Annotated in this window: 21 protein-coding genes; 13 read left to right on the forward strand and 8 right to left on the reverse strand. The window is 64.2% G+C overall.

Translation table 11 applies throughout. The annotated features are described in order from the left end of the window. Window positions 1-47 precede the first annotated feature (47 nt). Together FZI91_RS12125 and FZI91_RS12130 are read left to right on the forward strand one after the other, a co-directional pair. Window positions 48-704, forward strand: a complete 657-nt coding sequence (locus FZI91_RS12125; RefSeq protein WP_155939252.1) for a M15 family metallopeptidase — start codon at window positions 48-50, stop codon at window positions 702-704. Between the two features lie 114 nt (window positions 705-818). Further along, the gene (locus FZI91_RS12130; protein ID WP_155939253.1) at window positions 819-1,535 is read left to right on the forward strand and encodes a hypothetical protein; all 717 of its coding nucleotides are present in this window, start codon (window positions 819-821) and stop codon (window positions 1,533-1,535) included. Window position 1,536: 1 nt separating this feature from the next. On the opposite strand, the gene FZI91_RS12135 is transcribed toward FZI91_RS12130, so the two are convergent. Beyond that, the gene (locus FZI91_RS12135) at window positions 1,537-2,487 is read right to left on the reverse strand and encodes a hypothetical protein (protein ID WP_239001632.1); all 951 of its coding nucleotides are present in this window, start codon (window positions 2,485-2,487) and stop codon (window positions 1,537-1,539) included. A gap of 159 nt (window positions 2,488-2,646) precedes the next feature. Between FZI91_RS12135 and FZI91_RS12140 the strand changes: the two genes are divergently transcribed. The 4 genes from FZI91_RS12140 (at window position 2,647) to FZI91_RS12155 (ending at window position 6,806) form a co-directional block, all read left to right on the forward strand. After that, the gene (locus tag FZI91_RS12140; protein ID WP_155939254.1) at window positions 2,647-4,233 is read left to right on the forward strand and encodes an ABC-F family ATP-binding cassette domain-containing protein; all 1,587 of its coding nucleotides are present in this window, start codon (window positions 2,647-2,649) and stop codon (window positions 4,231-4,233) included. 93 nt (window positions 4,234-4,326) lie between these two features. Beyond that, a complete protein-coding gene (locus FZI91_RS12145; RefSeq protein WP_155939255.1) occupies window positions 4,327-5,361 on the forward strand; it encodes a M4 family metallopeptidase in 1,035 nt (344 codons plus the stop codon). 10 nt (window positions 5,362-5,371) lie between these two features. Further along, the gene (locus FZI91_RS12150) at window positions 5,372-5,635 is read left to right on the forward strand and encodes a protealysin inhibitor emfourin (RefSeq protein WP_155939256.1); all 264 of its coding nucleotides are present in this window, start codon (window positions 5,372-5,374) and stop codon (window positions 5,633-5,635) included. 127 nt (window positions 5,636-5,762) lie between these two features. Beyond that, on the forward strand, window positions 5,763-6,806 hold the full coding sequence (locus FZI91_RS12155) for a M4 family metallopeptidase (protein WP_155939257.1): 1,044 nt from the start codon (window positions 5,763-5,765) through the stop codon (window positions 6,804-6,806). 2 nt (window positions 6,807-6,808) lie between these two features. Here FZI91_RS12155 and FZI91_RS12160 read toward each other — a convergent pair whose 3' ends face one another. Beyond that, the gene (locus FZI91_RS12160) at window positions 6,809-7,108 is read right to left on the reverse strand and encodes a hypothetical protein (protein ID WP_155939258.1); all 300 of its coding nucleotides are present in this window, start codon (window positions 7,106-7,108) and stop codon (window positions 6,809-6,811) included. Window positions 7,109-7,182: 74 nt separating this feature from the next. Here FZI91_RS12160 and FZI91_RS12165 point away from each other — a divergent pair, with 74 nt between their 5' ends. Together FZI91_RS12165 and FZI91_RS12170 are read left to right on the forward strand one after the other, a co-directional pair. Further along, window positions 7,183-8,322, forward strand: a complete 1,140-nt coding sequence (locus FZI91_RS12165) for an acyl-CoA dehydrogenase family protein (protein ID WP_155939259.1) — start codon at window positions 7,183-7,185, stop codon at window positions 8,320-8,322. Between the two features lie 14 nt (window positions 8,323-8,336). Further along, a complete protein-coding gene (locus tag FZI91_RS12170; protein WP_155939260.1) occupies window positions 8,337-9,263 on the forward strand; it encodes a hypothetical protein in 927 nt (308 codons plus the stop codon). A 65-nt stretch (window positions 9,264-9,328) separates the two neighbouring features. On the opposite strand, the gene FZI91_RS12175 is transcribed toward FZI91_RS12170, so the two are convergent. The 3 genes from FZI91_RS12175 to FZI91_RS12185 form a co-directional block, all read right to left on the reverse strand. Continuing rightward, window positions 9,329-9,943 (reverse strand): TIGR03086 family metal-binding protein, encoded by a 615-nt coding sequence (locus tag FZI91_RS12175; protein ID WP_155939261.1) that lies wholly within the window; start codon window positions 9,941-9,943, stop codon window positions 9,329-9,331. Between the two features lie 46 nt (window positions 9,944-9,989). Further along, complete coding sequence (locus FZI91_RS12180) at window positions 9,990-12,473, reverse strand: glycogen/starch/alpha-glucan phosphorylase (protein ID WP_155939262.1); 2,484 nt, start codon at window positions 12,471-12,473, stop codon at window positions 9,990-9,992. A gap of 74 nt (window positions 12,474-12,547) precedes the next feature. After that, window positions 12,548-13,522: a zinc-binding alcohol dehydrogenase family protein gene (locus FZI91_RS12185; RefSeq protein WP_155939263.1), complete on the reverse strand. Its 975-nt coding sequence runs from the start codon at window positions 13,520-13,522 to the stop codon at window positions 12,548-12,550. A gap of 82 nt (window positions 13,523-13,604) precedes the next feature. On the opposite strand from FZI91_RS12185, the gene FZI91_RS12190 reads away from it, so the two are divergent. After that, on the forward strand, window positions 13,605-14,117 hold the full coding sequence (locus FZI91_RS12190; protein ID WP_155939264.1) for a MarR family winged helix-turn-helix transcriptional regulator: 513 nt from the start codon (window positions 13,605-13,607) through the stop codon (window positions 14,115-14,117). Between the two features lie 32 nt (window positions 14,118-14,149). On the opposite strand, the gene FZI91_RS12195 is transcribed toward FZI91_RS12190, so the two are convergent. Beyond that, complete coding sequence (locus FZI91_RS12195) at window positions 14,150-14,734, reverse strand: TetR/AcrR family transcriptional regulator (RefSeq protein WP_155939265.1); 585 nt, start codon at window positions 14,732-14,734, stop codon at window positions 14,150-14,152. Between the two features lie 151 nt (window positions 14,735-14,885). Between FZI91_RS12195 and FZI91_RS12200 the strand changes: the two genes are divergently transcribed. Both FZI91_RS12200 and FZI91_RS12205 read left to right on the forward strand, forming a co-directional pair. Then, a complete protein-coding gene (locus FZI91_RS12200; RefSeq protein WP_155939266.1) occupies window positions 14,886-16,049 on the forward strand; it encodes an acyl-CoA dehydrogenase family protein in 1,164 nt (387 codons plus the stop codon). Window positions 16,050-16,057: 8 nt separating this feature from the next. Further along, on the forward strand, window positions 16,058-17,278 hold the full coding sequence (locus tag FZI91_RS12205) for a lipid-transfer protein (protein ID WP_155939267.1): 1,221 nt from the start codon (window positions 16,058-16,060) through the stop codon (window positions 17,276-17,278). Window position 17,279: 1 nt separating this feature from the next. Here FZI91_RS12205 and FZI91_RS12210 read toward each other — a convergent pair whose 3' ends face one another. Further along, window positions 17,280-18,653 carry a styrene monooxygenase/indole monooxygenase family protein gene (locus FZI91_RS12210; protein WP_155939268.1) on the reverse strand — a complete coding sequence of 458 codons (1,374 nt, stop codon included), beginning with the start codon at window positions 18,651-18,653 and terminating at the stop codon, window positions 17,280-17,282. Between the two features lie 76 nt (window positions 18,654-18,729). On the opposite strand from FZI91_RS12210, the gene FZI91_RS12215 reads away from it, so the two are divergent. After that, window positions 18,730-19,794 (forward strand): GGDEF domain-containing protein, encoded by a 1,065-nt coding sequence (locus tag FZI91_RS12215; RefSeq protein WP_309224053.1) that lies wholly within the window; start codon window positions 18,730-18,732, stop codon window positions 19,792-19,794. Here FZI91_RS12215 and FZI91_RS12220 read toward each other — a convergent pair. Then, the gene (locus FZI91_RS12220; protein WP_155939269.1) at window positions 19,777-20,865 is read right to left on the reverse strand and encodes an S-(hydroxymethyl)mycothiol dehydrogenase; all 1,089 of its coding nucleotides are present in this window, start codon (window positions 20,863-20,865) and stop codon (window positions 19,777-19,779) included. The genes FZI91_RS12215 and FZI91_RS12220 overlap by 18 nt on opposite strands. Before the next feature lie 24 nt (window positions 20,866-20,889). Here FZI91_RS12220 and FZI91_RS12225 point away from each other — a divergent pair, with 24 nt between their 5' ends. Beyond that, window positions 20,890-21,708, forward strand: coding sequence for a serine hydrolase (locus tag FZI91_RS12225; RefSeq protein WP_155939270.1), 819 nt, complete (start codon window positions 20,890-20,892; stop codon window positions 21,706-21,708). Window positions 21,709-21,762: the final 54 nt, after the last annotated feature.

Raw genomic sequence — 21,762 nt, forward strand, 5'->3', positions numbered from 1 at the left:
TCGAGCGTAATACGGGAATCTGAGAGTGCACCGGGGACAATGGGCAAATGTTCAAGCGTCTCGCCCTCGTTGCCCTCGGTCTCGGGTGCGCCCTCAGCCAGTTCGCACCCGCCAGTGCGGACCCCGGGATCCCACCTGTCAGCGACGCGGCCCGGGCCGCCGGACTGCTTGACGTGCGCAGCGTCGTCCCCGACGCGGTCATCGACCTGCGGTACGCCACCACCAACAACTTCACCGGCGTGCAGCTGTACCCGGCCAATGCCCGCTGCCTGGTGCATGAGTCCATGGCGCCCGGACTCAAGACCGCCGCCGACACGCTGCGCACCAACGGTGAACGGCTGGTCTTCTGGGACTGTTACCGCCCGCACGATGTGCAGGTCCGGATGTTCCAGGTGGTGCCCAACCCCAACTGGGTCGCCAAACCCGGCCAGTACGCCCGCAGCCACGAGGCCGGACGCTCGGTGGACGTTACCCTCGCCAATGCGCAGAGCCTGGTCGATATGGGCACCGGCTTCGACGATTTCTCGCCCCGCTCCCTGGCCTACGCCACCGACGGGGTGAGCGCTGCCCAGCAGGCCAACCGTGCCCGGCTGCGCGGCGCCATGCAGGCCGGCGGGCTGCAGGTGTATTCGGGTGAGTGGTGGCATTTTGACGGCCCCGGAGCCGGTACCGACCGCCCGATTCTGCAGGTCCCCGTCAACTGACCAGACGGTTGTTCTGTTTCGCGGGAAAAATCGAGTAATCAAGTACCCAGTGCGGTAGTGGCCTATCGGAGTAACTTCCACATCGGGTTCATCGGTCCCGTTTGGGAGGTTGCCATGTCTGGATCACCGACTCCCGTTGGGAGACTTCGCCGCAGCATGGTCTGTGCGGTGTTCGCCGGAGTCCTCGTGGCCGCCTGCGGCGGCGCCGGCGAAACCGTCACTCACACGGTGACTCATACGGTCACCGACCAGACGACGGTCACTCGGGATGGCGGCTCCCACGGGAGTACCGGCGGCGACGATTCGTCCTCGCCGGCGAAGACGCCCAAGGACGACGGACTTGCGTGGGTGCCCTACGGGCCCAAGGACCCTGCCTTCCCGACACCGGGCTGGGACGTTTACGTCTATTTCGTCAAGCACGACTGCGAGAGCCTGAAGAACGTCCAGAAACCCGAGGGCAAGCTCTACGACGCCGCGCTGGCCGCATGCCGTGCCGCGGTGAATGGCGAACAGTCCCAATGGGATGTGGCGGCCACAGCCTTCGCGGCGCGCGGCGCGGGCACCGAGATCGGCCCGGTGCAGTGCGTCGACGACACCATCGCCGCCATGGTCACAAAACTCCTGGCCTGGCATGACGAACACCCGGGTAGCCAGCCTGAATTGTCCTTCCCGCAGACCGGCGGCCGAACCGCATGCTCGCGTGATAACAACAGCTTCGTGCCGCCGGACGAGACCGATTCCACAACAACGAGTTCGACCACGTCGAGCACTGTCACGACGACCTCGTCCACAACGACAACGACAACGACAACTAGTCCGACCACCCGCTGAGTCAGTGGGAGAACTGCCAGTGCACCGACTGGTCCTCCTCCAGCACGATGATGCTGCCTTCCTCGATGGTCCACCCCTCGGTCATCAGGAACAGTCGGCCGCCGGATTCGGCGAGTAGCCGTAACCCCGTGGTGCGGTACAGCGTTTTGGGCCCGGTGGTGATCTCCTCGGTCCGCACCACGGGTGAGTGGATACCCAGCGGGCTCTCGCTGATCGCCATCGCGCGGGGCAGCGTCCACACCGATTCTTCGTAGCGCTGCGCATACCCCCGCCCGACAATATCTGCATAGCCTTGCACCGCCCAGAACACCGCTGCCGCGATCACGATGCCGATGAGCACGGCCTCGAGCACATCTTGTGGGCGAGCAATGACATTGCGCGGCTGGGTGCGCTCCTGTCCTTGGCGGCTCAGGTGCTGGCCGTACACCGCCACCGCTGTGCCGATCGCGATCATCAGCGGCCACACCACCGTCCCTGGTTCCCAGCGGCGAGTCATCGAGGGCAGGACCACGCCGAGTATCGCGATGCCCAGCCCGCCGAACATCGCGGCCCGGCAGATCACACGTACGGTTCCGGTTGTACCGTCTCGGGCGATCATGTCGCTCAATTGGCGATGCGCTGCCAGCCAAGCGATTCCGATGATCGCGGTGGTCAGTATCGGTAGATACAGGGTGCTGATGCTGCGCAGCACATAGTCCTGGGTGCTGAAGCGGAACAGGCTCACCTCGATACCCATCCACCGCGACTGGGCGTCACTGCGCGCCCACCCGAAGTACAGCAGCAGGGCGGTGATCATGGTCAACGGTGTTCCCACCGTGGTGATCACGGCGATGACGGGGCGAAGGACCGATACCGGATCTGATGAGTCGGCGACAGCCGCAGGAGCGTCGTCATCACCCGGCGCGTCGGCTGGCTGACGCGCTGACTCCTCCGACGTTGCTCCGGCCGGCATGGCAGCATGCTACGCGCGAGGGCCCTGACCTGCGAGGGAAATTCGCTTGCCGCTCAGGGCGGTCGCTCCTAGTGTGGTTGATGTTCTTGTTCCCGGCGAAAGGTACGACATGGAGCTGTGAGGTTTGGTCTCCACACACCTCACTCGAAAGGCTCCCTTATGTCTGCCGTCATATCCTCGTCAGCTCTTACGTACATCCACCCCGACGGGGCCATCGCCCTCGATGGGATCGACATGCTGGTCCCGGCGGGCCGCTCTGGTTTCGTGGGCGTCAACGGATCCGGTAAGTCCACACTCCTGCGGCTCATTGCGGGGGAGCTGCAGCCGACGTCGGGAACCGTTCATGCCGGCGGTCACATCGGTTATCTACCACAGGATCTCACCATCCGCGCCGACGAATCGGTACCCGAACTACTGGGACTCGCACCGGTCTTGACGGCGATCGAGGCCATCGAGAACGGCTCCACCGATCAGGTCCACTTCGAGACCATCGGTGACGACTGGGATCTTGCCGACCGGGTTGCCGCCGAACTGGAACGTCTCGGGCTGCCGAAGACGGTGTTGGACCGCACCCTTGGTGAGCTCTCTGGCGGCGAGGTGATCCGGCTCGGCATCGCCCGGCTGCTGCTGCGCCGCCCGGATATCCTGCTGCTCGACGAGCCCACTAACAACCTCGACGGCGAATCCCGCACGCATCTATACGATCTCGTCGAGACCTGGCCACGCACCCTGCTGGTGATCAGCCATGACAGGGAGCTGCTGGAACGTGTCGAACGGATCGGTGACCTGCGCGACGGCTCCGTCACCTGGTACGGCGGCGGCTACAGCGCTTACGCTGACCAGATAGCTGCCGAGCAGGAGGCTGCCGCGCAAGCGATTTCGACGGCCAAGGCCGGGGTGCGCCGCGAACGTCGCGACCTGGCCGAGGCTGAGCGGGTGATCGCGCAGCGCAAGCGTTACGGCGCCAAGATGCAGGCCAACAAGCGCGAACCCAAAATCGTGATGGGGCTTCGTAAACGCGCCGCACAGGAGTCGGCCGCCGCGCTCACACGCACCCAAACCGACCGGCTGGACAAGGCGCGCGATCAGCTCGACGAGGCCCAGACCCGGTTGCGGTCCGACCGCACCATCCGCATCGACCTGCCGGGTACCGAGGTGCCGACCGGACGCGTCGTGCTCACCGCGGAGAACCTGGTGCTGCGTCACGGCATCGCCGCGACCCTGGAACTTCATGGGCCGAGGCGGGTTGGGCTCACCGGCCCCAACGGATCCGGCAAGACGACGCTGCTGCACACCATCGCCGGACGCATCGAACCGGCCGAAGGCGTTGTTGCCGTGCATGTTCCACTGGGGCTCCTGCCGCAGCGGCTCGACCTGCTGGACGACGATCTCAGCGTCACCGACAACATCGCCATGCGGGCGCCGCATGCGGATATCAACACCATCCGGGCCCGTCTGGCCCGATTCCTCTTCCGTGGTGGTGCCGCCGACCGCCTGGTAGGTGCGCTATCCGGCGGAGAACGGTTCCGTGCCACGCTGGCCGCGGTGCTACTGGCCGACCCGGCACCGCAACTGTTGCTGCTCGACGAGCCGACCAACAACCTGGACTTCGCGTCGTATGACGCGCTGGTCTCGGCGTTGGCCGACTATCGAGGTGCGCTTGTTGTTGCCAGCCATGATCTGGGCTTCCTTGACGATATCGGGGCCGAACAGCGGGACTGGCGGGCCGAGCCCCAAATCGGGTAGTGCAGTACGCGCGTCGTCGCCGCCCCGCATTCGCACACTGAGCACGTCATGTCCAAGGACCGTGAACACGCGGCCGTGTCAAGGAGACTCACTATGTGTTTCATTATTCCCCAAGATGTCCTGCTGCGATTGGCCGACGATGACAGTGTCGCCGACGACTCGCGACTAGCCCTGGCGGCTACGGCCGCCTCCGAAACGGCCTGGCGCACATTGCGCGACGCGCACACCGAGGCTACCCAGGCCCGGTTGCTGGCCCGCGCCGATGCATTCGCCGATGTAGCCAAGGCGCTGGCCAAGGCCCCCGGCACGCCGGTGTTCGACTGCAAGCAAACTACCTCGCTGCCCGGTGTCGCGGTCCCGAATCCGGGCACCTCCACCGATTCCTCCGCCAAGCAGGCGTTCACCGAAACCGCAGCGGTTGCAAGGTTTTACAAGGAATGCTTCGGACGTAACTCCGTCGACGACGAAGGCATGACCTTGGTGTCCTCCGTGCACTACAGCGTGAGCTACTCCAACGCGTTCTGGAACGGCTCCCAGATGACGTACGGCGACGGTGACGGCGAGATCTTCGTCGACTTCACCGCGTCCAACGATGTGATCGGCCATGAGCTGACGCACGGTGTCACGCAGTACACGGCGGGCCTGCTCTACAAGAACGAGGCGGGCGGGCTCAACGAGAGCATGTCGGATGTGTTCGGATCGATGTTCCGGCAATGGAGCGCCGGCCAGACTGTGGATCAAGCGGATTGGCTGATCGGCAAGGACATCATGGGTCCGCGTGCGATCAGCAAAGGCTTCACCTGCCTGCGCGATATGGCCGATCCAGGTGCCCGGCACTGCCTCTCGCCGCAGCCTTCCCACTACCGCGACTACGTACCCGGCAGTGACCCGCATGAGAGCAGCGGTATCCCCAACTACGCGTTCTACCTCGCGGCGACCAAGCACGGTTCGTACTCGTGGCAGGGTGTGGGAACGGTCTGGTACGAGGCGTTGACCAGCCCGAAGGCCCGTCCGAACATGAAGATGAAGGCTTTCGCTAACCTGACTCGGGAGATCTCCGCGACCAGCGCAATCGCCGAATCGGTGCACAAGGCAATTGACGACGCGTGGACCACGGTCGGGCTGTAGCGTCGGCGTCATGGTGGAGTACCTCATCGACAGAAGGGGCGGATTCACCGGGCTTCCGGCCAGCGGCACGGCTACCGATCAGAGTCTTGACCCCGAGGCTCGGCGTGCACTGGACGGATTGTTGGACAACCCCGGGTCGCTTCCGAGCGACCCGGGCGCCGACCGCTTCACCTACACGGTGACCCGGGTCAGCGGGTCTGACCGGAAAACCCGGAACATTCCGGAGAGTCTGTTGCCCGACGCCGTCCGGCAAGTCGTCAAAGAACAGATCTGAGGACGGCTCCGACCTGACAATCACCGGTCATGCGCTGAGCGCGCATGCGCACTGGCGGGTAGGGTCGGTTGGCACATTGATCGTGCGGGTTTCCCGCGAATAGATATATGTGTCAAGGAGACTCGTCATGTGTCAGCGTTTCATCATCCCTCCGGCCGTGTTATCGCGATTGGCCGAGGATGACGACATCGCCGAAGACTCGCGAGCCGCACTCTCGGCCACCGCGGCCTGCGAGTCGTCCTGGCGCACCTTGCGGGATGCACACACGCAAGCCACCCAGGCTGCCCTGGTGACACGTGGTGCCGTTCTCAGCACCGCCGTCATCGCCGCCTTGGCCACGGTCCCCGAAACACCCGTGTTCGACTGTCGGCAGACCACCTCACTGCCGGGCGTGGTCGTAGCCGACCCGGCCACCTCCAAGGACGCCAGCGCTCAGCGGGCCTTCACCGAAACGGCGGCGGTGGTGCGGTTCTACCGGGAATGCTTCGGACGCAACTCGGTTGACGACGCGGGTATGACGCTGATCTCGTCCATCCATTACGGCGTCAAGTACACCAATGCCTTCTGGAACGGTTCGCAGATGGCCTACGGGGATGGCGACGGCAAGATCTTCCTCGACTTCACCAAGTCGAACGATGTGATTGGCCACGAATTGACACACGGGGTCACACAATTCACCGCGGGCCTGACCTATGAGAACGAGGCAGGGGCATTGAACGAGAGCGTGTCCGACGTCTTCGGTTCGATGTTCCGGCAATGGCAGGCACAGCAGACCGCGGACAAGGCCGATTGGTTGATCGGTAAGGACATCCTGGGGCCGCGCGCTCTCGACAAGGGATACACCTGCCTGCGGGATCTCGCCGATCCCGGTGCCGGTCACTGCCTCTCGCCGCAACCGGCCCACTATCGCGACTATGTATCCGGCAGTGACCCGCACGATGGCAGCGGCATCCCCAACCACGCCTTCTACCTCGCGTCGACCAAGCATGGCTCTCATTCCTGGGAGGCCGTGGGCAGCGTCTGGTATGAGGCACTTACCAGTCCGAAGGCGCGTAAGAACATGACGTTCAAGGCCTTCGCCAAACTGACCCGGCAGCTCGCGGCCGACCGTGCCGGAGGCGACTCGCCCAAAGCGGCTATTGACGAGGCCTGGACAGAGGTAGGGCTCTAGGCCTAGTCGCCGACGTCCCAGTAGTTGGGGCAAGACACGTCGACGTACACCGTCGTGTTGGCCTTGACCTGGGTGCCGGAACGGTCGGGGTTGTTGATTCCGTTGACGGTGCACAGTTCCAGCGGGGTCAGGGTGTTGCCGTTGACCCAGTTGATCTGGACCTCGTACCCCTGGCTTTCCAGTTCCGAGATGGTTTCGCTGGCCGAGCCGGATCCGGCCACCGGCCAGCTGGGGTCCGCGACGGCGATTGGCGCAAGTGACAGCGCCATCACCAACGCTGCGAGCAGTGCTGCGAGCCTCATGGGAAACCTCCTCCACCATGTTAGCTCGCTCGGCTGAGGCAAGATGGGACTCACATCCCATGAAAGAGAGACCGATGACGTTCTCGTCCGAGCATGAAGACTTCCGCAGCACCGTCCGCCGGTACTTCGAAGAGAAGATCAACCCCCACGTCGACGAGTGGGAACGCGAGCAGATGATGCCGCTGCACGATGTCATCTCCGATATGGCCAAACTCGGATTCGTGGGCCTGGAATACGACCCCGAGTACGGCGGCCAGGGCGCCGATCACCTCTTCACCCTGGTGCTTGCCGAAGAACTGGGCCGGGTGGATCACGGATCTTTCCCGATGGCCTTCGGCGTGCACGTCGCGATGGCCACACCGTCCCTGCACAAGCACGGCAGTGACGCGCTCAAGCGCGAGTTCCTGGCACCGGCCTTGACCGGCGAGCAGATCGCCGCCATCGCGGTGACCGAACCCGACGCCGGGTCCGATGTGGCCGCCATCAAGACCTCGGCGCGCCGTGACGGCGACGACTGGGTGATCAACGGTTCAAAGATGTTCATCACCAATTCAGTTCAGGCCGACTGGCTGTGCGTGTTGGCGCGCACTTCGGACGAGGGCGGCTACGGGGGGATGAGCCAGATCATCGTCCCGACCAAAACCCCGGGATATCAGGTTCGCAAGCTCGACAAGCTGGGCATGCACGCCTCCGACACGGGATTGATCACCTTCGACGACGTGCGGGTGCCGGTGTCCAACACCATCGGCGAGATCGGGCGCGGCTTCCAGCAGCAGATGTCGCAGTTCGTGATGGAGCGCATGTTCGGCGCCTACGGCATCCCCGCCAGCGTGAACAGGGCGTTGCAGCGCACCAAGGAATATGCGTTGGCGCGGCACGTGTTCGGCAAGCCGCTCACCAAGAACCAGCACCTGGCCTACCAGTACGCGGGACTTGCTGCGCGCGCCGACATGCTGGAGGTCTACAACCGCGATATCGCTGCCCGGTACATCGCGGGAGAGGACGTGACGCGGAAGGTCACCATCGCCAAGCTCACCGCGGGGCCGTTGGTCCGCGAGGCCGGCGACTGGTGCCTGCAGGTGCACGGTGGCATGGGGTACATGACCGAGACGTGGACGTCGCGATTCTTCCGGGATCAGCGGCTGCTGAGCATCGGCGGCGGCGCCGACGAGGTGATGATGCGGGTGCTGTCCCAAATCGACGGATTCGCTTAATGTTTCGCCGGGGGGTGGGGTTGCTGGTCCTGTTGTGCTTAGTCGGTCTTGCCCTCGCATGTACCGCCGATCGCACCAACGAGGCCAACCACGTCCGCGATGCCGTCGCGGCGATGCCGGGCGTGAAATCGGTGAACATGTCCTATGTCAACGATTTTGAGAACGGCCCCAATTTTCGGCTGACGCTGGACATGCCCGAGGCCAGCATCGAGGAGATCGTCGCCGTCGCCACACGCGTTCGCGACACCATGGGCGACGACTTCGACAAGCACCGGCAGCAAATTCAGTTCGACGTGGCTGCGAAGGCCATCGTCGAACGGCAGTCGTACGGGTACTCGGGCCAGACCGCCGATCTGGATCCTGACAGGGTCGGCTCCGACGCCGGGCTGGTCCGCAAGCTTGCGCCCATTGCTGGGGGTTCGACACTGTCGCGCGATACCAACGTGGGTTCCGAGCTGCGGACATGGCCCGTCGACAATCCCGATGCCGTTGCGCCGCAGGCGCTGCCGATACTGGCCGGAGAAGACCTGACGCTCCGAATCGAGTCGACAGACACCCATGTGCACGGCGCCTGGGTTCTGAAGCTGCCGTTGACTGCCGAGCGGTGGCAGGAGCTGGCGCGGACACGCAACGCGATGCCGGCCACCGTGTATTCGGTGTTTGTGCAGGACGGCGCAATGAGGGAAATATCGGTGGGTCTGAGGGCGCCCGATACCGCAGCTCGCGATCTGACGGCTGTTATCGACGCCGTCGCGCCGACCGCCGACCGTAGGTTGACGGCGCAATGGCGAGTGTTGGGTGGACCGCCCACGTCGAAAGAGCCCTATGGCACGGACACCATATGTGGGCGGACTGGGCGGACCCCGCCGCCGCCATCGGCGTCCGACACCCAGTCGCTGCACAACTACCTCGAGGCGACGTACCAGCTGTGCGGTGCCTGATCTGGGAGCGCAGTCCGATGTGCCTGCCTACGAGCGACAATCCGGCGGTGTCCCGAAATTGTCGTTCATAGCCGGGCACTCAGGTCGCGCCCCAGATGGCGCAGGATGAAGTCGAGGTCTTGTCGACCGTCGGCCCCGGGGACGGCGCGTGCGAACGGCGAGCCCTCCGTGGCGCGGATCTCGCCGTCGGGCACGGCCAGCGCAATCGGAATGGCCGCGGTGATTACGTCGTCGGGCAGCGTGAACGGCACGTCGATGCTCCGCGCCACATCCCATCCGTGTACGACGTAGTCGATGAAGTGGAAACCGATGGCCGTCGCCCCGGGAAACGAAGCGCCCGGGCCGAATTCGGGCAGCGCAAACGGCACGTCCAACACGCCATCGGTGGCGAATGCATCGAGCACGTCGTCGATGGCGTCGCGATAGGCACCCGCCGGATCGGTACGCACCGCGTCGACGACGGAGGCGGTATCCCACATCGTGAGGTCGTCGCCCGTGCCGCGGGCCGAGGCCGCGAAGCCGCGATGCTGGACGGTCATGTGGGCTAGCAGGTCGGCAACGGTCCACCCGGCGCACGGAGTCGGGCGGTGCAGGTCATCTGGGGTGACAGCCGAGACGATCTCGGCGGACGCAAGTACCGCGGTGCGATGGACGCCTCGAAGGTCGTGCAGCGTGTTCATGAACCTATCGTAGGTATACGCACATGATCTGGCAAGGTGTCGCCACCTACACCTGCACGGTCACCGGCTGCACGCCCCAAATGTCCTCGCAGTACTCGGCGATGGCGCGGTCCGAGGAGAACTTGCCACTGCGCGCCGTGTTGAGGATCGACATCCGCGTCCATGCCGTCGCGTCGTGCCAAGCTTCAGACACGCGATCCTGGCACTCGATGTACGCGGAGTAGTCGGCCAGTACCAGGAACGGATCGTGGCCGCGTAGCGAGTCGACAACCGGCGCGAACACCGACGGATCGCCGTCCGAGAAGTGGCCGCCGGCAATCAGATCCAGCACCGCTCGCAGCTCGTCGTTCACATCGACGAAGTCCTCGGGCCGATACCCGTCGTGCACCAGGCGCTGCACCTCGTCGACCGTCAGTCCGAACAGGAAGAAGTTCTCGGCCCCAGCCTCCTCGCGGATTTCCACATTGGCGCCGTCGAGGGTGCCGATTGTCAAAGCTCCGTTGAGCATGAACTTCATGTTCCCGGTGCCCGATGCTTCCTTGCCGGCCGTCGAAATCTGTTCCGACAGATCGGCGGCCGGGTAAATGAGATGCGCGCTCTTGACGTTGAAGTTCGGCAGGAACGCCACCTTCAGGTACTTGCTGACGTGCGGGTCGTTGTTCACGGTCTCCGCGACGGCGTTGATGAGCTTGATGATCCGCTTGGCCATGAAGTACCCGGGCGCCGCCTTGCCGCCGAAAATGAAGGCGCGCGGCGCGATCTGCAGATCCGGGTTCTGCTTGAGCCGGTGATACAGCGTGACGATGTTGAGCACGCTGAGGTGCTGGCGCTTGTATTCGTGAATCCGCTTGACCTGGATGTCGAACATCCAGTTGGGGTCCAGCTGCACCCCGGTGGTCGCCTGGACGTACTCGGCGAGCCGGGCCTTGTTGAGGCGCTTGACCTCTCGCCACTGCATCCGGAACGACGAATCCTCGGCGTAGGGCTCCAGCTCGCGCAGTCGATTCAGATCGGTCAGCCAGCCGTCACCGATGGTGTCATCAAGTAGCTCCCGCAATCCCGGATTGGCCAACGCCAGGAACCTGCGCGGCGTGACCCCGTTGGTCTTGTTGCTGAACCGCTCGGGCCACAATTCGTAGAAGTCCTTGAGCACACTTTCTTTCAGCAGCTCCGAATGCAGCGCGGCCACACCGTTGATGGCATGGCTGCCGACGGTGGCCAGGTGCGCCATTCGCACACTCTTGCCACCTTCTTCGCCGATGAGCGACATGCGACGCAGCCGGGCGTCATCACCGGGGAAGCGGGCGCGCACCTCGTCGAGGAAGCGCCGGTTGATCTCGTAGATGATCTCCAGATGCCGGGGCAACGATTCGGCGAAAAGCCCCAACGGCCAGGTTTCCAACGCCTCGGGCAGCAGGGTGTGGTTGGTGTAGGCGAATGCCGCCACGGTAATTTCCCACGCCTCGTCCCAGCTCAGGTCGCGCTCGTCGAGAAGCAGTCGCATCAGCTCGGCGACACCGATGGACGGGTGAGTGTCGTTGAGCTGCATGGCGAATTGCTCTGCCAGTTCGGTGACCGGACGCTCCGCGACGTCCTCCAGAATGTGCAACACCCGTTGCAGTGAGGAGGAGACGAAGAAGTGCTGCTGCAGCAGCCGCAACCGCTTACCGGCCTCGGGCTCGTCATTGGGGTAGAGCACCTTGGTGACGGTTTCGGAGGACACCTCATTCTCAACGGCCTTGTAGTAATCACCGGCGTTGAACGCGTCCAGTTCGAAGGACTGGACGGCCCGCGCGCTCCACAGGGTCAGCGTGTTGCAAGTGTTCACGCCGTAGCCCTGGATGGGGGTGTCGTAGGGGATGCCCTTGATCAGTCGCGCCGGCAGCCAGCGCACCCGGAAGTTGCCCTTCTCATCCAGGTACTGCTCGGTGCGTCCACCCCAGCCGACGAGGAAGTTCAGATCGGGTTTTGCGATCTCCCAAGGGTTTCCGCTATCCAGCCAGTTGTCGGTCTTCTCGACCTGCCAGCCGTCGCGGATGCTCTGGTCGAAGATGCCGAACTCGTACCGGATGCCGTACCCGATGGCAGGGCGATCCAGGGTGGCCAGCGAGTCCATATAGCAGGCCGCCAGCCGCCCCAGGCCGCCGTTACCGAGCCCCGGCTCCTCTTCGCATGCCAGCACCTCATCGAGGTCCTGACCCAGCGCCGACAGGGCGTCGCGGGCCGACTGCTCGATCTGCAGGTTCAGCAGGTTGTTGCCCAGCTGCGGACCCATCAGGAACTCGGCGGACAGGTACACCGCCACCTTGCGGCTCAGATCTAGGTAGGTCTGCATGCTGGCGATCCAGCGCTGCTGCATGCGATCTCGGACCGCCAGAGCCAGCGCCCGGTAGTAGTGGTCGGGCGTCAACACGCTCGCCGGACGGCCTATCGAGTACCGCAGGTGATCGGTGATCGCCCGTTGCAGCGTGTCGGCATTCATGCCGGTGCGGGAGTGCTCGTCGTGATCAAGCTCGGCGGAATGCGTCATGTTGTCACCGTGCCATTGGATGGCGAGCTCGGCACCCACAAACAAGCGACCAGCAGGTTACGTCTCGGTGCGCCCTACGGGGTGACCACCACCCGCACCCCGGACGGCTCCTTCGCGGCCCAGACGGTGTCGATATCGGCCAGCGGCCGGGCCAGCGTCTGTAGGTGCAGGTCGCCGCTGTCGACCATGGCGAACAGCTTCGGCAGGGCCTCGACGCGAGCGCGCAGCAGCGCCTCCGGCGGGACGCTGCCGATGCCGACCCCGCGCAGGGTGATGCCGGTGCTGCGAAGGGTAGAGGCGTTGACGCCGATGGTTTCTCCGGTCATCGCGCCGATCTGCACAAAACGAGTGGCGTGGAAGTGCGCCGACGAGTGGCTGGCCGCCAGCGCAGTGAGGGTCTGCTCGGCGGGGGAGCCCCACAGATAGTCCAGCACCGCATCGAAGGGGCGCGCCGCGTGCTGTGCGGTGACGCTCTCGGTGAGGTCATCGCTGCCCAGCGCGATGACATCGTCGGCGCCCACCGTGCGCAGCCAGGCCAGCCGCTCAGTGTTGCGGCCCGCCACTGTCACATGTCCGGCCCCGAAGACGGACTTCGCCAGTTGCACCGCCAAGGATCCGGTGACGCCGGTACCGCCCAGCACCAACACGCTCTGGCCGGGCTGTACCGCGGCGCCATGGGACAGCGCCAGCCAGGCGGATACTCCCGGATTGGGAATCGCGGCGGCGGTTACCGAGTCGACGTGCTCGGGTACCTCGATGGCCCCGGCGGGATACACGACGGTGCGCTCGGCCATCATGCCGTAGGGCGCGATGGCTCCGGCGTACACCCGCCTACCGTCGGAGAGCCTGGCCACCCCGTCGACGCCGGCGATGGCGGGAAGGCGAGTTTCCTTGCTGCTGTAGTGCGTTCCGGAGATGACGGCCCGGGTGAGGTTGGTCAGGGCGGAGGCTTCGACGGTGGCGACCTCGGCGCCCTCGGGGGCCTGTGGATCTGGGAAGTCCGTATAGGCGGGTTGTTGTCCCCACTCGTGCACGACCGCTGCCTTCATGCTCACTCCTCGCAGTTTCCCTGGATATGGTTTCTTTGGAAACAATGTACGGCGTGTGTCGGCGGATGGCAATATGGTTTCCATGAAAACCAAGCTGGCGCTGATCGGCAGCATCAACACCCTGGTGGGCGCGGTGGGGGACAAGTTCGAGTCGGATGACGACGGGGACGCTGAGCGGGACTTCATGGCCGCGCGGTGCCCGCGCCGAATGGAACACCTCGTCAGGACCTTGCCGACGCTATCGCTACACCTGTTGGCGGTGATCGCCGACGGACCGGTCAGTGTGGTGGGTCTGGCCGCACGCTCGGGTCAGCTCAAGGGCACCGTGTCCAAGCACGTGCAGCGGCTGGTGGATGCGGGCTGGGTCGAGCGTGCGCCGATTCCCGGTAATCGCAAGGAGGTTGAGCTCAGTATGACCGCCGATGGGCGCACCGTCGCCGACGTACACCGCCAGCTGCACGACGAAATGGACAGCGGTATGCGCGATTTCCTGCAGCGGTATAGCAATGCCGAGCTGCAGGTTGTCGAGAAGGTGCTGCAGGATCTGCTGACCGCGGGCAAGGACGGTGTGCGAATTGCGGCGGCCGGACGGTAGGCGCTGCTGTGACGGTTCCTGGCCAAGAATCTCTAGTCGAGCACCTTGATGGAAAGGGTGGGCTTGCGCGCCGTTCCGGGCGTCACTCGGTCCCAGGCGGCGTCGATGAGCGGCTGCAACAACATGTCGCCCATCTGTCGAACCAGCACGGAGACCACCTGAGTGGATTCCGCGCGGTCGGTGGGCGCCATACCCTCCTTGCGCAGGGTGGCCACCTCGTCCTGGGTCAGGCCGATCAGCGCGTCGAGCAGATGCATCTGTTCGACGGAAGGCTCTAGCACCGCTCTGCGCACATAGCTCGCGATCGGCGGGTTGGCCTCGAGCATGCGTCGCACTGCGCTATCACGGGCAGCAGCGAGCTTGCGCGGGTCCTCCTCTCCTTCGACGGAGCGAAGTGCGTCGACAAAGTAGTCGACTACCAATTGGTCCACGGCCTCACGCAGGCCCGCCTTGGTCTTGAAGTGGTGCTGCACCAGCCCCAGCGTCACCCCAGCCTCGGATGCCACCGCGCGCAAGGAGATTCGCTCTTCGCCGTACTGGGCATATAAATCCAGCGCCGAATTGCGTATGCGTGCCTTCGCGGTGAGGTCATCGTCGGTCGCGCGCGGGTTTGCCATATGCCCCATCCTACCGCACCCCTTTACAAATGAATCTTAAACGATACACTTGTATTGTCTGGACCGTATCGCTGAGTGCCGACTTTTCGCGCGAAAGTGCGACTATGCGGCGCAGAAACTCGACATTCGGCGTCAAAGATGGAGTGAAGAGATGTCTGAACTGTTCCCCACCTACCGTGCGTCCTGGGAAACCGATGAGCACCGGGAGCTACGCAAGCACGCCAGGGAGTTTCTTCGCAGGGAATCCACACCTAACCAGGAGCGTTGGAGCGAGCAGCACCAGGTGGATCGGGAGTTTTGGAACAAGTTGGGAGACGCCGGGCTGCTTGGCCTGGACCTGCCCGAGGAATACGGCGGTGCCGGCGGTGATTTCGGGTACTGCGCCGTCGTCGCCGAGGAATTCGCGCTGGCACAGGACAACTCGTCGGGCTGGGGGGTGCACTCACCGATCGTCGCGCACTACATCAACAACTTTGGGAACGACGAACAGAAACTACGTTGGATGCCCGGCATCGTTAGCGGTGACCTGGTGCTCGCGATTGCGATGACCGAGCCGGGTGCCGGGTCGGACCTACAAGCGGTGCGCACCATGGCGGTCCGCGACGGTGACCACTATGTCATCAACGGGTCGAAGACATTCATCTCCAACGGGACCCATTGCGATCTGCTCGTCATCGTGTGCAAGACCGATGCGTCGCAGGGGGCCGCCGGAGTGTCGCTGATTGTGGCCGAGACGAACGACGAGCTCAAGGGTTTCGAACGTGGACGCGTGCTGCAGAAGGTGGGGCAACACGGCCAGGACACCCGCGAGCTTTTCTTCACCGATATGCGGGTACCGGTGGCCAACCGACTGGGCCCGGAAGAGGGGCAGGGCTTCTATCAGTTGATGGATCAGCTTGCGCGTGAACGGCTCATCATCGGTTCGGGCTGCGCGGGCCTGGCGGAGAGCGCGGTGGTCGAGGCCATTAAATACACCAAGGAACGTCAGGCATTCGGCAAGCCCATTATCAACTTCCAGAACACCAAGTTCCAGCTTGCTGAGCTCAAGGCCGAAGTGCTGTCGGTGAAGACCACGGTGGATTGGTGCATCCAGAACTACCTCGACGGTAACAACGATCCGGCCACCGCATCGATCGCGAAACTCGTCGCCACGGACAAGGCAGTCTCGATCGTGGACCGCTGCGTGCAGTTCTTCGGCGGCTACGGATACATGATGGAGTACCCGATCGCCAGGATGTATGCCGGTGCACGTGTCAACAAGATCTATGGGGGGACAAGCGAAATCATGAAAGAAATCATCAGCCGCTCGCTCTAGGGAGAATCATGAAGAACAACAATCGAGTTTTCGTGGTGGGTGTCGGCATGACCAAATTCGAGAAGCCGGGTCAGCCAACGGACCATGCGGAGGGCTGGGATTACCCGGCCATGGTCAAAGAAGCCGGCACCGTGGCACTCGAGGACGCGGGTGTGCGGTACGAACAGATCGAGCAGGCGTTCATCGGAAACGTCTACGGCGACTCGTGTTCCGGGCACCGGGCGCTGTACGAGCTCGGCCACACCGGCATTCCGATCTACAACGTCAACAGCAACTGCTCGACGGGTTCGACGGCGCTCTTCATGGCGGCCAACGCGATTCGCAGCGGCCAGTCCGATGTGGTGATGGCGGCAGGATTCGAGAAGATGGAACCAGGATCGCTCGGCATGAAATTCACCGATCGCGAATCGCCGCTGAAGCCGCAGCTCGAACGTCTAGCCGAGCTGACGCCGCCGCAAGCGCCCATGACTGCGTGGATGTTCGCCGCCGCGGCCGAGGAGTACATGCGTGAATATGGCCTGACCGCTGAGCAATTGGCGTGGATCGGGTACAAGAACCACAAACATTCGGTCAACAACCCGTACAGCCAGTTCCAGGATGAGTACTCGCTGGAAGACATCCTGGCCTCGCGCACCATCGTGGGCCCGCTGACCAAGCTGCAATGTTCACCCACCTCCGACGGATCGGCGGCGGCCATCGTCGCGAGCGAGGAATTCGTCGAGAAGCATGGGCTGGCCGAGCAGGCCGTCGAGATCGTCGGGCAGGCCACCGTCACCGATCGCGCCGACACCTTCGACGGCACCGCCGCGGGCATCGTGGGTGCACACATGAACAAGGCGGCTATTGATGCGGTGTACGAGCAGGCGCAGATCGGCCCCGACGATGTTGACGTCATCGAGCTGCATGACTGCTTCTCCGCCAACGAGATCCTGGTCTATGAGGCGTTGGGTCTCTGCGAGAAGGGCGAAGCCGGCAAGCTGATCGACAACGAGGACACCACCTTTGGCGGCAAGTGGGTGGTCAACCCGTCGGGTGGACTCATTTCCAAAGGGCACCCGCTCGGTGCCACCGGTTTGGCCCAGTGCGCCGAACTGAACTGGCAACTACGTGGCCTGTCCGACAAGCGGCAGGTCGCCGGTGCGGCCACCAAGGATGGTGTGGCGCTGCAGCACAATATCGGGCTCGGCGGCTCGGTGGTTGTCACCGCCTACCGGCCCGCGGTGCGGTGAGCTAGGCCGCGCGCACCAGCCCGGAGCGCACGAACCGTCCGGCGGGGGAGAACCGCGCCAGGATGTCGTCGGCAGGTTCCCCGGCCCATTCGGTGATGAGCTCCTTGGCTGATTCGACCGAGGTGACTTTCTCAAACGGCTTCGGATCATCGAGCAGGCTGAACAACTTGGAAGCGAATCCCTCGTGCACATGCCCCGCTGCGAAGAACAGATCGCCGTAGTCGTGCAGCTCGTCATCGCCGAGATAGAGCCGGGTTACCAACTGTGCGGCGCGCGCCCGCCGGTGGTAGAACTCCTCGAATGCCGCAGTGAGCCAGGCGGTGTCAAATGGGCCTTCGTGCTCGGCGGCCTTGTGGACCAGTGCCGCCGCCTGTACCAGCCCGCCTTGCGCGCCCTGCCCGGCGATCGGGTCATACGCCACCGCGGTATCACCGAGCGCGGTGACCGGGTGCCCGCTCGCGGTATGTCCCACCCCGTGCCGTACCAGCTGGGTGACCGCTCCGGTGATCCACGAGTGTGGATCCTCTTCGATAACGTTGAGCGACAACACTTCCGGCAGATCCCAGTCGAGGTAGTCGCGGTGCACTTCGGTGACCGCCTGCAGGGCAGATGAGGCGCTGTCAACCCCCGCGTACCGCCGTTCCCAGTCGCTGCCGGGTTTGGCCCAGGTGAGGAACGACCAGGATGGTCCGGCGTCCTTGTGTAGATAAGGACCCCACCATGCCTCGCCCTGGTCGGTGATGAAACTGAATGCGCTGTGCCTCCCGCCGGCGGGGCCACGGTGCGCGAAAACCTCTGGGCCATGGCCCAACCCGGCGACCGTCAACATCAGGAGCTTTCGTTGCGGGCGGTCGTACACCGTACGGGAGGCATCCACCGGGAACAGCGACGACAGCCCGCCGCGGCCGGTGGCCACCAAGGTCAGATCGTGAGCGGCGGCGATCGAGTCGAGCCGTTCGGGGTCCACCTGCTCCACCACGAAACGCCCACCGCGTTCCTGGAATTGGGTGAGGCGGTCATCGGCCTTGAGTCGGGTATCAACCGCAACGCCCTGTGTACCGCCATCGAACGGGGCGTCGAACGCGATGAATTCCGGCCGGGCATCCTGGCTGCCGTCAACCAACCGGACACTTAGTCCCGTCGACGCGGGTCCCGCATCGAGATAGCTCGTCAGCCCCAGGCTGGCCTCGGCGCGTTGGGCTTGGCCAAAGATCAGTGCGGTGCCGGAGGCGGGCACGTCTTCGCGCAGACTTCGCAGGTCTCGGTCACTGTAGACGGTGACGTCGAAGCCGTTGTCCAGCAGGCCCAGCGCGGCCGTGGCACCGGTCTGCCCCGCACCGATGATGGCCGCCTTGCGCGCACGTGTGGTGGTCATGGTCGTCACTATCGGCGTGCGATCCCATATATGAAAGGCACCCGCTCAGGGTGATTGCAAGGTCCATACTTCTGGTGTGCAGAATCGGCAGCGGCCTGAGCCGGGATTCCAGTACCGAGAGATCACGCGCGCTCTGCGGGACACCGGCCAACTCGGACGGGCGCGGATCGCCATCGGCGTGATGTGCGTGTCATTCGTGCTCATGGGTGTGGTGACACAACTCGACCCGCTAGGACCACGCGGTATGTGGCTGCGCCTGATTCATGGGGGAATCACGGTGTCGGCCATTGTCATCGGTTTGTGCTGGGTAATACTGCCGTGGCCGAGCCGCCGCACGGCGATCGCGTTCGTGGTGTGGGCAGACGCGGCGCTCGCTATCGGAGCCAGCGCGTTCTCCCATCCGGACGCAAGGATCGGGGCAACCGTCTACATGGGCTTGGTGGGTCTGTTCATCGCATTCTTGCTGGGCAGGACGGTGTTGGTGGTGCACTGCGTGTTTGCCACCGTCGTGGTCGGTGTGTTCGCGGCGTTGAGCCTCAATTCCGGTGCGACGACTCCGTCGGAGCTGTTCATGCATGGTGCACCCGCGCTCGCATCGGTCGTGTTAATGCCGATCGTCACCCATGCGGTGATCGAGGGAGGCAGAGACTCAATATTGGCCGCCGCAGTTGCCGCCGATAGGGATCCGCTCACAGGTTTGTTGAATCGTCGCGGCATGGCCACCGCAATGGAGCTGATGCATCGCGACCGCATTGATGCCGTCGATATCGTTGTCGTGCTGATGGATGTCGACCGACTCAAGGAGCTCAACGACACCCGCGGACATGATGCCGGGGACGCAACTCTGAAGGCGGTGGCGGACATGCTCAGGGCGAATGTGCGCATCGGTGAGATCGCCGCCCGCATCGGCGGTGACGAGTTTCTCGTCGTGGCGTTCCCCGGGCGGGGTGAGAACATTGACAGCACCATCCGCCGGGTGAGCACTCCGCGTCCGGGAATCGATAGCTGGAGCGTTAGCGTCGGCGCCGCCTGGCAATCCGCCACGGAGAGAAAAGTCGATGTCGAATCGCTTGCCCGACAAGCGGACTACAGCCTCTACAAAGCTAAGAGCACTCGTGGCGCATTACAACACGACTACTGAGCGCAGCACCTTACCGTGATGCATTTTCTCGAACGCGGCCTCGATATCGCCGATCGTGATGCGTTCGGTGACGAAACGGTCGAGTGGCAGCCGGCCCTGTTGGTAAAGGGATACCAGGGTGGGGAAGTCGCGTTCGGGTAGGCAGTCGCCGTACCAGGCGGACTTGAGGGATCCGCCCCGGGAGAAGAAGTCGATCAACGGCATCTCGAGCTTCATGTCGGGGGTGGGGACGCCGACCAGCACCACAGTGCCGGCAAGGTCGCGGGCGTAGAACGCCTGTTTCCAGGTTTCCGGGCGCCCGACAGCGTCGATGACGACGTCGGCGCCGACCTCGTCGGTGAGCTCCTGTACAGCGGCCACGACGTCCTCGACATTGCGCGCGTTGATGGTGTGCGTAGCGCCGAAGTCCTTGGCCCAGGCCAGTTTCGTGTCATCGGTGTCGATGGCGATGATGGTGCGCGCGCCGACCAGGGCGGCCCCGGCGATCGCGGCATCTCCGACACCGCCGCAGCCGATCACGGCCACCGTGTCGTCGCGTCCGACGTTGCCGGTGTTGACGGCCGCACCCAAACCGGCCATCACCCCGCACCCCAGGAGGCCAACCACCGCAGGATCCGCGGTCGGGTCCACCTTGGTGCACTGCCCGGCATGCACGAGCGTCTTCTCGGCGAACGCGCCGATGCCCAAAGCTGGGGTGAGTTCGGTGCCGTCGGTCAACGTCATCTTCTGGGTGGCGTTGAACGTGTCGAAGCAGTACTGCGGCCGTCCGCGCTTGCAGGCCCGGCACACCCCGCACACCGCACGCCAGTTCAGGATCACGAAATCGCCTGGCTCTACGGCGGTTACCCCGTCGCCGACGGTCTCCACGACTCCGGCGGCCTCATGGCCCAGCAGGAACGGGAACTCGTCGTTGATGCCGCCCTCTCGGTAGGTCAAGTCGGTGTGGCACACCCCGCACGCCTGCACCTTCACGACCACCTCGCCGGGACCTGGATCAGGGATCACGATGTCTACCAACTCCACAGGAGCCTTCACCGACCGAGCGATCACACCGCGCACAGTTTGAGACATGCGCATGACGCTACAGTCCCACGCATGGGCGCTTTCGAGCTCGTCGCCGACTGGCCAGTAACAACCGTCGCGGCTGCGGTGGTGGGACCCGAGGGGATCAGGGCCCAAACCGGGCCGGTGACACATCAATTCGCCCTCGCGTCGGTCACCAAACCGCTGGTTGCGAAGGCGGCACTGGTGGCTCTCGAGGAGGGCGCCATCGAGCTCTCGACGCCCGCCGGACCTCCCGGATCGACCGTCGAGCACCTGCTCGCGCACGCCTCCGGGTTATCGCTGCTCTCTGACGTTGTCATAGCCAAGCCGGGTACTCGCCGGGTGTACTCGAACTACGGCTTCGCGGTGGTGGCCCATGCGCTGGCCGCCGGGGCCACTATCGAGTTCGGCACGTATCTGCGTGAGGCCGTGCTCGCGCCACTGGGTATGCGGGACACCGTGCTGCCCGGTGGGGCAGACACCGCTGGGTATGGCGGCGCGTCCACCGTCGTGGATCTTGCGGCCTTCGCCGGTGACCTGTTGCGTCCGCGTCTCGTCACCCCCGAGACGCATCAAGGTGCCACGAACGTCGTCTTCCCGGGATTGGACGGGGTGCTGCCGGGCTACGGCGTGCAGCGGCCCAATGACTGGGGTCTGGGTTTCGAGATAAAGGGCACCAAGATCCCACACTGGACCGGTGCCGAGAACTCACCCGCCACCTATGGACATTTTGGGCAGGCCGGCACCTTCCTCTGGGTGGATCCCACGGTCGATCTGGCGCTGGTGGTGCTGACAGACAGGTCTTTCGACGGCTGGGCGAACCAACTATGGCCGCAGCTGTCCGACGCCGTGCTGGCCGAATTCGGCTGATTCTCTTGCTGAGCAGACGCGTGTTGTGTGCGGTTCCTGGGTTTTCTCTGCAAT

The organism is Mycobacteroides sp. CBMA 271, from assembly GCF_009729205.1.
Lineage (GTDB): Bacteria > Actinomycetota > Actinomycetes > Mycobacteriales > Mycobacteriaceae > Mycobacterium.

Bases quoted from the DNA above. Each gene is read 5' to 3' on its own strand.
- FZI91_RS12125 (WP_155939252.1), top strand. From the start codon at position 48: ATGTTCAAGCGTCTCGCCCTCGTTGCCCTCGGTCTCGGGTGCGCCCTC.
- FZI91_RS12130 (WP_155939253.1), top strand. From the start codon at position 819: ATGTCTGGATCACCGACTCCCGTTGGGAGACTTCGCCGCAGCATGGTC.
- FZI91_RS12135 (WP_239001632.1), bottom strand. From the start codon at position 2,487: ATGCCGGCCGGAGCAACGTCGGAGGAGTCAGCGCGTCAGCCAGCCGAC.
- FZI91_RS12140 (WP_155939254.1), top strand. From the start codon at position 2,647: ATGTCTGCCGTCATATCCTCGTCAGCTCTTACGTACATCCACCCCGAC.
- FZI91_RS12145 (WP_155939255.1), top strand. From the start codon at position 4,327: ATGTGTTTCATTATTCCCCAAGATGTCCTGCTGCGATTGGCCGACGAT.
- FZI91_RS12150 (WP_155939256.1), top strand. From the start codon at position 5,372: ATGGTGGAGTACCTCATCGACAGAAGGGGCGGATTCACCGGGCTTCCG.
- FZI91_RS12155 (WP_155939257.1), top strand. From the start codon at position 5,763: ATGTGTCAGCGTTTCATCATCCCTCCGGCCGTGTTATCGCGATTGGCC.
- FZI91_RS12160 (WP_155939258.1), bottom strand. From the start codon at position 7,108: ATGAGGCTCGCAGCACTGCTCGCAGCGTTGGTGATGGCGCTGTCACTT.
- FZI91_RS12165 (WP_155939259.1), top strand. From the start codon at position 7,183: ATGACGTTCTCGTCCGAGCATGAAGACTTCCGCAGCACCGTCCGCCGG.
- FZI91_RS12175 (WP_155939261.1), bottom strand. From the start codon at position 9,943: ATGAACACGCTGCACGACCTTCGAGGCGTCCATCGCACCGCGGTACTT.
- FZI91_RS12180 (WP_155939262.1), bottom strand. From the start codon at position 12,473: ATGACGCATTCCGCCGAGCTTGATCACGACGAGCACTCCCGCACCGGC.
- FZI91_RS12185 (WP_155939263.1), bottom strand. From the start codon at position 13,522: ATGAAGGCAGCGGTCGTGCACGAGTGGGGACAACAACCCGCCTATACG.
- FZI91_RS12190 (WP_155939264.1), top strand. From the start codon at position 13,605: ATGAAAACCAAGCTGGCGCTGATCGGCAGCATCAACACCCTGGTGGGC.
- FZI91_RS12195 (WP_155939265.1), bottom strand. From the start codon at position 14,734: ATGGCAAACCCGCGCGCGACCGACGATGACCTCACCGCGAAGGCACGC.
- FZI91_RS12200 (WP_155939266.1), top strand. From the start codon at position 14,886: ATGTCTGAACTGTTCCCCACCTACCGTGCGTCCTGGGAAACCGATGAG.
- FZI91_RS12205 (WP_155939267.1), top strand. From the start codon at position 16,058: ATGAAGAACAACAATCGAGTTTTCGTGGTGGGTGTCGGCATGACCAAA.
- FZI91_RS12210 (WP_155939268.1), bottom strand. From the start codon at position 18,653: ATGACCACCACACGTGCGCGCAAGGCGGCCATCATCGGTGCGGGGCAG.
- FZI91_RS12220 (WP_155939269.1), bottom strand. From the start codon at position 20,865: ATGTCTCAAACTGTGCGCGGTGTGATCGCTCGGTCGGTGAAGGCTCCT.
- FZI91_RS12225 (WP_155939270.1), top strand. From the start codon at position 20,890: ATGGGCGCTTTCGAGCTCGTCGCCGACTGGCCAGTAACAACCGTCGCG.